This is a genomic window from Mesorhizobium sp. M4A.F.Ca.ET.022.05.2.1 (genome assembly GCF_003998845.1).
Taxonomy (GTDB): domain Bacteria; phylum Pseudomonadota; class Alphaproteobacteria; order Rhizobiales; family Rhizobiaceae; genus Mesorhizobium.
On record NZ_RZOJ01000186.1, the window covers coordinates 1 to 10,920 of the forward strand.

Here is a 10,920-nt window from a genome sequence, read left to right on the forward strand (position 1 = left end):
CCCATGTCCATTCTCGTCGACAAGAACACCAAGGTTCTCGTGCAGGGCCTGACCGGCAAGACCGGCACGTTCCATACCGAGCAGGCGCTGGCCTATCACGGCACCAAGATGGTGGGCGGCATCCACCCGAAGAAGGGCGGCGAGACCTGGACCGGCGCCAAGGGCGAGAGCCTGCCGATCTTCGCCACGGTCGCCGAAGGCAAGGAAAAGACCGGCGCCAACGCCTCCGTCATCTATGTGCCGCCGGCGGGCGCGGGCGAGGCCATCATCGAGGCGATCGAGGCCGAGATCCCGCTCATCGTCTGCATCACCGAAGGCATCCCGGTGATGGACATGGTCAAGGTCAAGGCGCGGCTCGACCGCTCGACCTCGCGGCTGATCGGTCCGAACTGCCCGGGCGTGCTGACGCCCGACGAATGCAAGATCGGCATCATGCCCGGCAACATCTTCCGCAAGGGTTCGGTCGGCGTTGTTTCCCGCTCGGGAACGCTTACCTATGAGGCGGTCTTCCAGACCACCAATGTCGGCCTCGGCCAGACCACCGCCGTCGGCATCGGCGGCGATCCGGTCAAGGGCACTGAATTCATCGACATGCTGGAAATGTTCCTCGCCGACGACGAGACCAAGTCGATCATCATGATCGGCGAGATCGGCGGTTCGGCCGAGGAAGACGCCGCGCAGTTCCTCAAGGACGAAGCCAAACGCGGCCGCAAGAAGCCGATGGCGGGCTTCATCGCCGGGCGCACGGCACCGGCCGGCCGCACCATGGGCCACGCCGGCGCGGTCATCTCCGGCGGCAAGGGCGGCGCGGAAGACAAGATCGCGGCGATGGAATCGGCCGGCATCAAGGTTTCGCCGTCGCCGGCAAGGCTCGGCACGACGCTGGTCGAGGCGATCAAGGGTCAGTGAATAGTGAATGGTGAATAGTGAATGGCAAGTACGGATGAGTGGCGGTGCAAAATCGAGGGAAGTCCCGGGTTTTCTGCTGACCATTCACCACTCACTATTCACCATTCACCCTGAAAAGGAGACGGAGCCAGGCTCCGACAAGTGACATGGCACGACAAGATCAGGCCAACGACCAATTCTCGCTCACCTCTTTCCTCTATGGCGGCAATGCCGACTATATCGACGCGCTTTATGCCGCCTATGAGGACGATCCTGAATCGGTCAATCCCGAATGGCAGGACTTCTTCGCGGCGCTGAAGGACGACGCCGCGGACGTTCGCAAGAACGCCAAGGGCGCTTCCTGGGCCAAGCCCTCCTGGCCGATGCAGGCCAATGGCGAACTGGTGTCGGCGCTCGACGGCAATTGGGGCCTGGTCGAAAAGGCGATCGAGAAGAAGGTCAAGGAGAAGGCGGTCACCAACGGCGTCGTCTTGTCCGATGCCGACGTGCACCAGGCGACGCGCGATTCCGTGCGCGCCATCATGATGATCCGTGCCTACCGCATGCGCGGCCATTTGCATGCCAATCTGGACCCGCTCGGCATCGCCAAGCCGCTCGAGGACTATAACGAGCTGTCACCCGAGAATTACGGCTTCACGTCAGCCGATTACGACCGGCCGATCTTCCTCGACAATGTGCTCGGGCTCGAATTCGGCACCATCCGGCAGATGCTGGAGATTCTCACCCGCACCTACTGCTCGACGCTCGGCGTCGAGTTCATGCACATCTCCGATCCGGAAGAAAAGGCGTGGATCCAGGCGCGCATCGAGGGCGCCGACAAGGAGATCACCTTCACCGCGACCGGCAAGAAGGCGATCCTGCAGAAGCTGATTGAATCGGAAGGCTTCGAGCAGTTCGCCGACGTCAAGTACAAGGGCACCAAGCGCTTCGGCCTCGACGGCGGCGAAGCCCTGATCCCGGCGCTGGAGCAGATACTCAAGCGCGGCGGCCAGCTCGGCCTGAAGGAGGTCGTGCTTGGCATGGCGCATCGCGGCCGCCTCAACGTGCTCTCCCAGGTGTTGGCCAAGCCGCACCGCGCCATCTTCCACGAGTTCAAGGGCGGCTCGGCAGCACCCGACGAGGTCGAGGGCTCGGGCGACGTCAAGTACCATCTTGGCGCCTCGTCGGACCGCGAGTTCGACGGCAACAAGGTGCACCTGTCGCTGACCGCCAACCCCTCGCATCTGGAAATCGTCGACCCGGTGGTGATGGGCAAGGCGCGCGCCAAGCAGGATCAGCTCGCCGGCCGCGAGCGTGGCGAGATCGTGCCGCTATCGGAACGCGCCAAGGTGATGCCGCTCCTGCTGCACGGCGACGCGGCCTTCGCCGGCCAAGGCGTGATCGCCGAAATCCTCGGCCTGTCCGGCCTGCGCGGCCACCGCGTTGCCGGCACGCTGCATTTCATCATCAACAACCAGATCGGCTTCACCACCAATCCGCGCTTCTCGCGCTCCTCGCCCTATCCGTCGGATGTGGCCAAGATGATCGAGGCGCCGATCTTCCACGTCAATGGCGACGATCCGGAAGCCGTGGTGCACGGCGCCAAGGTGGCGACCGAGTTCCGCATGAAGTTCCACAAGCCGGTAGTGGTGGACATGTTCTGCTACCGCCGCTTCGGCCACAATGAGGGCGACGAGCCGGCCTTCACCCAGCCGATCATGTACCGCGCCATCCGCACCCACAAGACGACGGTGCAGATCTATGCCGACCGGCTGATCGCCGAGGGCCACATCACCCAGGCCGAATTCGACAAGATGAAGGCCGACTGGCGGGCGCATCTGGAAGCCGAATGGGAGGTTGGCCAGTCCTACAAGCCGAACAAGGCCGACTGGCTGGACGGCGCCTGGTCCGGCCTGCGCACGGCCGACAACCAGGATGAGCAACGGCGCGGCAAGACCGCCGTGCCGGTCAAGACGCTGAAGGAGATCGGCAAGAAGCTGACCGAGGTGCCGAAGGGTTTCGAGGCGCACAAGACGATCGTCCGCTTCCTCGAGAACCGCCGCCAGTCGATCGAATCCGGCGAAGGCATCGACTGGTCGACGGCCGAGGCGCTGGCCTTCGGCGCCATCCTTCTCGACGGCAACCCGATCCGCCTCTCCGGCCAGGACTCGGAGCGCGGCACCTTCTCGCAGCGCCATTCGGTGCTCTACGACCAGCGCGACGAGACGCGTTACATCCCGCTCAACAATCTGTCGGCGGCGCAGGCCGGCTACGAGGTCATCAACTCGATGCTGTCGGAAGAGGCCGTGCTCGGCTTCGAATATGGCTATAGCCTGGCCGAGCCGAAGGCGCTGACGCTGTGGGAAGCGCAGTTCGGCGACTTCGCCAACGGCGCCCAGGTGGTGTTCGACCAGTTCATCTCATCCGGCGAGCGCAAGTGGCTCAGAATGTCGGGGCTCGTCTGCCTACTGCCGCATGGCTATGAGGGCCAGGGACCCGAGCACTCGTCGGCCAGGCTCGAGCGCTTCCTGCAGCTCTGCGCCGAAGACAATATGCAGGTGGCCAACGTCACCACGCCGGCCAACTACTTCCACATCTTGCGCCGGCAATTGAAGCGCGATTTCCGCAAGCCGCTGATCCTGATGACGCCGAAGTCGCTGCTGCGCCACAAGCGGGCGGTGTCGACGCTTTCGGAGATTTCGGGCGAAAGCTCGTTCCACCGGCTGTTGTGGGACGACGCGCAGCTGTTGCCGAACCAGGCGATCAAGCTGACCAAGGATTCCAAGATCCGCCGCGTCGTGCTGTGTTCGGGCAAGGTCTATTACGACCTCTACGAGGAACGCGAGAAGCGCGGCATCAACGACATCTACCTGTTGCGCGTCGAGCAGCTCTATCCGTTCCCGGCCAAGGCGCTGATCACCGAACTGTCACGCTTCCGCAATGCCGAGATGGTGTGGTGCCAGGAGGAGCCCAAGAACATGGGCGCCTGGTCGTTCATCGACCCCTATCTGGAATGGGTGCTGGCACATATCGACGCCAAGCATCAGCGGGTGCGCTACACCGGCCGTCCGGCCTCGGCCTCGCCGGCGACCGGGTTGATGTCGAAGCATCTCAGCCAGCTCGCCGCCTTGCTCGACGACGCGCTCGGCGAATAGAACCTTAACGAGACAGAACGGACAGGCACAATGGCTACCGAAATCCGCGTCCCCACCCTCGGCGAATCCGTCACCGAAGCGACCATCGGCAAATGGTTCAAGAAGGTTGGCGACGCGATCGCCGCCGATGAGCCGCTGGTCGAGCTCGAGACCGACAAGGTGACGGTGGAAGTGCCGTCCCCGGGCGCCGGAACGCTGGGCGAGATCATCGCAAAGGAAGGCGAGACGGTCGGCGTCGGCGCGCTGCTCGGCTCGATCTCGGCCGGCGGCGAGGCGGCGGCGCCCGCGACCAAGCCGCAAGCCGTGTCGCAGGCCTCCAGCCCCGAGGCGGCGTCCACCGTCAAGCAGGCTGCCGCCGAGACCGCCAAGATCGCCGGCGATGCCGGCGCGATCGAGCAGCGCTCCATGCCGCCGGCGCCGGCGGCGGCGAAGCTGATCGCCGAGGCCAACCTCGCGGTCGACCAGATCACCGGCACCGGCAAGCGCGGCCAGGTGCTGAAGGGCGACGTGCTCGACGCCATCGCCAGGGGCGCGCCGTCGCAGCCGGCCGAGACGCCGAAATCGGCGCCGGCCCCGGTCGTCGTCCGCGCGCCGTCGCCGGCCGAAGACGCCCCGCGCGAGGAGCGCGTGCGCATGACCAAGCTGCGCCAGACCATCGCGCGGCGGCTCAAGGAAGCGCAGTCGACCGCCGCCATGCTCACCACCTTCAACGAGGTCGACATGAGCGCGGTGATGGCGCTGCGATCCAAGTACAAGGACGTGTTCGAGAAGAAGCACGGCGTGAAGCTCGGCTTCATGGGCTTCTTCACCAAGGCGGTGACGCATGCGCTGAAGGAGATCCCGGCGGTCAACGCCGAGATCGACGGCACCGACATCATCTACAAGAACTTCGCCCATGTCGGCGTCGCCGTCGGCACCGACAAGGGCCTGGTGGTGCCGGTGGTGCGGGATGCCGACCAGATGGGAATAGCCGAGATCGAGAAGGAGATCGGCCGCCTCGGCCTCGCCGCGCGCGACGGCAAGCTTTCCGTCGCCGACATGCAGGGCGGCACCTTCACCATCTCCAATGGCGGCGTCTACGGGTCGCTGATGTCGACGCCGATCCTGAATGCGCCGCAGTCGGGCATCCTCGGCATGCACAAGATCCAGGACCGGCCGGTGGTGGTCGGCGGCCAGATCGTGATCCGGCCGATGATGTACCTGGCGCTCAGCTACGACCACCGCATCGTCGACGGCAAGGAAGCGGTGACCTTCCTGGTGCGCGTCAAGGAAAGCCTGGAGGATCCGGAACGGCTGGTGCTCGATCTGTGATCGAAGGCTGACCCGCTATGAGTGGCTGGCTGGAGCACCTGGGGTTCGGGCTGGGGCGTGCGGCGCGCGGCTTACAGCGGGTTTTTCGGCGCGGCCTTGTCGGACTGGGCCTGTCCACGGCTATCCCTTCGCTGGCAATCGCCGCACAATGGGATCCGGCAAAGGCGAGCAGCAACCTCGGTATCTTCGCGCTCAGCGAGACGCAACTGGCGGAGCGCAAGATAGCGATCACGCCAATCGGAGACCTTGAGTTGCCGACAGGTGAGATCATCGCCTGCGATCCCCTGGTTACAAGCGATGACTGGCCGGCGCTGAGCCGCAAGGTGAAGCCCGGGCACTATCCGGTTTCGCTGTTCGAGGCGCAGGGCCGTGTGGCGGACGCCGCCTGCCCGCTGGAACTCGCCGTCTATGGCGATGCCGAAAGCGAGGCCGGCATCGATTTCAGGCCGACCATGGACTCGGCCACCGTCACCAACAGCTTCAAGATGCTGCTCGACAAGGGCGTGGTGCTGGACGGTATCGTCATGTGGACCGACGGCGTGGCGCGGCCGCATGGCTCGCTGATGTACAAATGCCCGACCGGCGACGTGACCGGCGATGAACTCGCCGCCTGCACGGTGTGGGAGGGCGTCGTCTACAGCGCCGACGACAAGGGCAACATCGCGCTGCTGCCGGCCGAAGGCGCGGAGGCGCCGAAAAGCCTGATCTTTCCAGATCTAGGTGCTTCGCTGCAGATGTCGGCCGCCTATGGCCCGGACGGCTTTTCCAAGGTGCCGTGGGATGTCTTCCTGCTGAAAGGCTGCCAGGAATGAGCGCGGACAAGAAGACGCTGCTGGTCACCGGCGGCAGCCGCGGCATCGGCGCCGCCATCTGCCGGCAGGCCAGCCAGGCCGGCTATCGTGTCGCTGTCAATTTTGTCTCCAACCAGGCAGTCGCCGAGGCGCTCGTCGCCGAACTCAAGGCCGCGGGCGGCGAGGCCATTGCCGTCAAGGGCGATGTCGGCAACGAGGCCGATGTGCTGGCGATGTTCGAGGCGGTGGACAGAACCTTCGGCCGGCTCGATGCTTTCGTCAACAATGCCGGCATCGTCGACGCCAAGACGCGCGTCGACGAGATGAGCGCCGCGCGGGTAGAGCGCATGATGCGCGTCAATGTCGTCGGCTCCTTCCTCTGCGCGCGTGAGGCGGTCAAGCGCATGTCGACCCGGCATGGCGGCAAGGGCGGCGGCATCGTCAACATCTCTTCCGCCGCGGCGAGGCTGGGTTCGCCCGGCGAATATGTCGACTACGCCGCCTCCAAGGGCGCGATCGACACTTTGACCATCGGCCTGGCGCGCGAGGTGGCGACGGAAGGCATCCGCGTCAATGCGGTCAGCCCCGGCATCACCGACACCGAGATCCACGCGTCCGGCGGCCAGCCCGATCGTGTGGCGCGGATGCAGGATATGCTGCCGATGAAGAGGGCGGGGACGGCCGATGAGGTCGCCAGCGCCGTTCTCTATCTTCTGTCGGATGCGGCCTCCTATATAACGGGCGCGATCCTGAATGTGAGCGGCGGCCGCTGAAGGCCGGATAAAGGGACAACACCATGGCTTATGACGTTGTAATCATCGGATCGGGACCGGGCGGCTATGTCTGCGCCATCAAGGCGGCGCAGCTCGGGCTGAAGACGGCGGTGATCGAGAAGAACGCCACCTTCGGCGGCACCTGCCTCAACATCGGCTGCATCCCGTCGAAGGCGCTGCTTCACGCCTCCGAGATGTTCGCCGAGGCCGGCCATTCCTTCGACACGCTCGGCGTCGAAATCGGCACGCCGAAGCTCAATCTGAAGAAGATGATGGCGCACAAGGACGCGACCGTGACGGCCAACGTCAACGGCGTCGCCTTCCTGTTCAAGAAGAACAAGATCGATAGCTTCCAAGGCACCGGCAAGGTGGTCGCAGCCGGCAAGGTCTCGGTCACCGGTGAGGACGGCAAGGTCGAGGAGATCGAGACCAAGAACATCGTGATCGCCACCGGCTCGGACGTTGCCGGCATTCCCGGCGTCAAGGTCGACTTCGACGAGAAGGTGATCGTGTCGTCGACCGGCGCGCTGTCGCTGGAAAAGGTGCCGGGCCATCTGGTGGTGGTCGGCGGTGGCGTCATCGGGCTGGAGCTCGGCTCGGTCTGGGCCAGGCTCGGCGCCAAGGTCACTGTCGTCGAATTCCTCGACGCCATCCTCGGCGGCATGGACGGCGAAGTTTCGAAACAGTTCCAGCGGCTGCTTTCCAAGCAGGGTTTCGAGTTCAAGCTCGGCGCCAAGGTCACCGGAGTCGCCAAGGCCAAGAAGGGCGCCAGCATCACCTTCGAGCCGGTGAAGGGAGGCGCCGCCGAAACGATCGCCGCCGACGTGGTGCTGGTCGCCACCGGCCGCCGCCCCTATGCCGACAGCCTCGGGCTGAAGGAAGCCGGCGTCGAGGTCGACGAGCGCGGCCGCGTCAAGACCGACCGGCACCTCAGGACCAACGTGCCCGGCATCTACGCCATCGGCGACGTCATCGCCGGGCCGATGCTGGCGCACAAGGCCGAGGACGAGGGCGTGTCGGTGGCCGAGATCATTGCCGGCCAGGCCGGCCATGTGAACTACGACGTGATCCCGAGCGTCGTCTATACCAGCCCGGAGATCGCCTCGGTCGGCAAGACCGAGGAGGAGTTGAAGAAGGCCGGCATCGACTATAAGGCCGGCAAGTTCCCGTTCACCGCCAATGGCCGGGCGCGCGCCATGCTGCATACCGACGGCTTCGTCAAGATCCTGGCCGACAAGCAAAGCGACCGCGTGCTCGGAGTCCACATCGTCGGCTTCGGCGCCGGCGAGATGATCCACGAGGCGGCGGTGCTGATGGAGTTCGGCGGCTCGTCGGAAGATCTAGCCCGTACCTGCCACGCACACCCGACGATGTCGGAAGCGGTGAAGGAAGCGGCGCTGGCCACCTTCTTCAAGCCGATCCACATCTAGCTGCGCGCCACGCGGCGGCGCCGAACGCCCGTCGAAAACGTGGTTGCCACCAAACAAAACGGCCCGCCTTTCGGCGGGCCGTTCGTCGTTGAGCTAAGCCTGATTACGGAGACGGCGCAGGTGCCGGAGCGGGCGCCGGGGCCGGTGCTGGCGCGGGAGCCGGCTCTGGTGCCGGAGCGGGCGCTGGCGCAGGTGCCGGGGCAGGTTCCGCAGGTTTCATCGGCTCGGGAGCGGGCGCCGGTGTGCTGGCGGCCGGCGGCTCGGCGGGCGCCGGAGCTTCGCCGCTTCTTCCGAAAACATAGTAGGCAACAATGGCCAGGATAATGACCACCAGGGCAATCAGCCAGCCACTGCCGCCGCCGCCCGATCTGGGAGTGTCGTTAGGGTTCGCCATAAAAGTGTCCTCCGTGGATGAAAAGTATCAAATAACAACCGTCAACGCGCGACCGTTGAACGGGTTTCATACTAGGCCCGGAAAATGCTGAAAGCAGGGCAATTCTGACCTGGGATCCCCTGCCGGCAGGCATTTCCACCACAAAATGGGTCGGGATCGAGCCGAACCCGGTCTTTCGACACCATTCGGCACGAAACCGGGGAGCCTTGCGCCGCCAAGTCACGAATCAGCACGGCACCGGCGCTCCTTCCCGATCGAAGCGCAACCCGGCCGTGCGGATCAGTCGACGGCGGTCACCGTGTAGCCGGCCTTGCGAAAATCCTCGACCAGCCCCTGCGGGCCGGGAAGGTGCAAGGCGCCCACCGCGATGAAGGCATTGCCCCTGGCCAAGAACGGCGCGGCATGATCGGCCATCACCTTGTTGCGGCTGGTGATCATGGTTTCCTCGAAGGCGGCGTAGCTGGCCGGATCGTCGGCGTCGCCGGGCAGGACTGCTCGAAACAGCGGCCAGAACATGCCGGTGTCGCCGTGCTGGTAGAGCACGATCATGGTTTCGTTGACGTCATTGACCTTGTCGCCGAGCTTCAACGTGTCGACCAGGCCCTTCATGTGGAAGGCAAGCGGCAGCGAGGCCATGGCATGAAGCTGGTCGGCGACGGTCTCCAGCCCCTCGACGGCCTTGCCCGAGGCCTTGGCGTCCTCGGCGAGCTTGACGTCGAGCACCGGCGCGCCGCCGGCCTTGCGCGCCAGCTCGCAGGCCGGCAGCGCCACCATGGCCGACAACATCCACGGCTTCATCTTGGCGACGGTCGCCGGTGGAATGCCGCGCGCGTCGAGCGCCTTGTTCATCGTCGCCGCGTCGTCGGGCGACAGCAGCGAGGACAGCGTGGTGCTGTCGGTGAACATCATCAGGTCCGGCTCCTTGACGAGCGCGGCCATCATCTTCTGCTGGTCGAGCACTTCGGTGGTCTCGATGACGACCGTGTCGGCGGCGCCGAAAGCCTTTCGCGCGGACGCCGGCAGCGTGGTGACGCGCGGATCGGTCATGTGCATCGTGCCGAACAGGAAGGAAGGCTTTTCGCCCGGCTTTTCGAGTTTCCAAAGTAGGCCCTTGCCGTTCGGCGTCGCCGCCGCTTCGGCCTCGATCTTGCGATAGGTGGCCGGATCGTCCTTCTGCAGCGCGCTCAGCATGTCGTTGCCGCCGCAGGCTGCAGCTTCGGCATGTGCCCTGCCGGCCAGCAGCAGGACGACGAGGAAGGACAGGAAGAACAGTACGTTCAGCGCGACAAGCAGCCTCAGCGACACGAGGGCCGCGCGGTCAGCGATGGCGATGACGCGTTTCATGAGGAAGCGTCTTAGCGCTGAAAAGCGGCAAAACAGTTAATCGACAGAATGAAATTGTTTTCGGTGCTGTTGGTCTTAACAACAGCTTGCGTTATCCGATGATGTCCTGACGATCAACCGAAAGGCCCATCGCGTCGCCTACGAAGTCGGCGGTTTACGCCCGTGGATGCGCGGATTCGTAGATCTCCAACAGCCGCGCGGTGTCGACGCCGGTGTAGATTTGGGTCGTCGACAGGCTGGCGTGGCCGAGCAGTTCCTGGATGGTGCGCAGGTCGCCGCCCCGGCCGAGCAGATGCGTGGCGAAGGAATGGCGCAAGGCGTGCGGCGTGGCGGTGTCCGGCAGGTTGAGCGCCGAGCGCAGCTTCGCCATGTCGCGCTGGACGATCGCCGGATTGAGCGGCCCGCCGCGCGCGCCGCGAAACAGCAGGCTCTTCGGATCAATATGGAAGGGGCAGAGGCGGCGGTATTCGGCGACCGCGCGCAAGGCAACCGGCAGCACCGGCACCAGCCTGGTCTTGCCGCCCTTGCCGATGATGCGCAGCACCGTGTCCGTCTCCGACACCAGCTCGGCGCCGGTTAGGCCGAGCGCCTCGGAAATGCGCAGGCCCGAGCCGTAGAGTAGCGTCAGCACGGCGGCGTTGCGGGCGGCGATCCAGGGTTCTTCCGCCAGCTGGCCTTCGACGGAGACGACGTCTCTTGCATCACTCGCCGTCAGCGGCTTGGGCAGCGATTTCGGCTGGCGCGGCGCGCGCAGCGCCGCCGCGCCCGCGGCATTGGCGAGGCCGCGGCGTTCGAGGAAGCGCAGCAGCGAGCGGATACCGGCCAGCCCGCGGC

8 protein-coding genes and 1 pseudogene are annotated in these 10,920 nt (G+C 65.3%); 7 read left to right on the forward strand and 2 right to left on the reverse strand.

The features are described 5' to 3' along the window. Positions 1 to 3 precede the first annotated feature (3 nt). The 7 genes and pseudogenes from sucD (at position 4) to lpdA (ending at position 8,348) form a co-directional block, all read left to right on the forward strand. The gene (gene sucD / locus EN745_RS19900) at positions 4 to 909 is read left to right on the forward strand and encodes a succinate--CoA ligase subunit alpha (protein WP_127422064.1); all 906 of its coding nucleotides are present in this window, start codon (positions 4 to 6) and stop codon (positions 907 to 909) included. 146 nt (positions 910 to 1,055) lie between these two features. Continuing rightward, a complete protein-coding gene (locus EN745_RS19905; protein WP_127422062.1) occupies positions 1,056 to 4,043 on the forward strand; it encodes a 2-oxoglutarate dehydrogenase E1 component in 2,988 nt (995 codons plus the stop codon). 30 nt (positions 4,044 to 4,073) lie between these two features. Next, positions 4,074 to 5,354: a 2-oxoglutarate dehydrogenase complex dihydrolipoyllysine-residue succinyltransferase gene (gene odhB / locus EN745_RS19910; RefSeq protein WP_126057459.1), complete on the forward strand. Its 1,281-nt coding sequence runs from the start codon at positions 4,074 to 4,076 to the stop codon at positions 5,352 to 5,354. Positions 5,355 to 5,371: 17 nt separating this feature from the next. Continuing rightward, a pseudogene (locus EN745_RS37100) lies at positions 5,372 to 5,707 on the forward strand (DUF4241 domain-containing protein); the annotation flags it as partial. Further along, the gene (locus tag EN745_RS37105; protein ID WP_281034783.1) at positions 5,705 to 6,166 is read left to right on the forward strand and encodes a hypothetical protein; all 462 of its coding nucleotides are present in this window, start codon (positions 5,705 to 5,707) and stop codon (positions 6,164 to 6,166) included. The pseudogene EN745_RS37100 and the gene EN745_RS37105, both read left to right, overlap by 3 nt. Continuing rightward, positions 6,163 to 6,918 carry a glucose 1-dehydrogenase gene (locus tag EN745_RS19920; protein ID WP_126057462.1) on the forward strand — a complete coding sequence of 252 codons (756 nt, stop codon included), beginning with the start codon at positions 6,163 to 6,165 and terminating at the stop codon, positions 6,916 to 6,918. Before EN745_RS37105 ends, EN745_RS19920 begins: the two co-directional genes overlap by 4 nt. A 23-nt stretch (positions 6,919 to 6,941) precedes the next feature. Then, a complete protein-coding gene (gene lpdA, locus EN745_RS19925) occupies positions 6,942 to 8,348 on the forward strand; it encodes a dihydrolipoyl dehydrogenase (RefSeq protein WP_126057463.1) in 1,407 nt (468 codons plus the stop codon). A gap of 673 nt (positions 8,349 to 9,021) precedes the next feature. Here the strand turns inward: lpdA and EN745_RS19935 are convergent. Further along, on the reverse strand, positions 9,022 to 10,086 hold the full coding sequence (locus EN745_RS19935; RefSeq protein ID WP_126057464.1) for a TraB/GumN family protein: 1,065 nt from the start codon (positions 10,084 to 10,086) through the stop codon (positions 9,022 to 9,024). A 154-nt stretch (positions 10,087 to 10,240) separates the two neighbouring features. Beyond that, positions 10,241 to 10,920 (reverse strand): tyrosine recombinase XerC (locus EN745_RS19940; protein ID WP_145992076.1); only part of this gene is annotated, 680 nt, incomplete at its 5' end.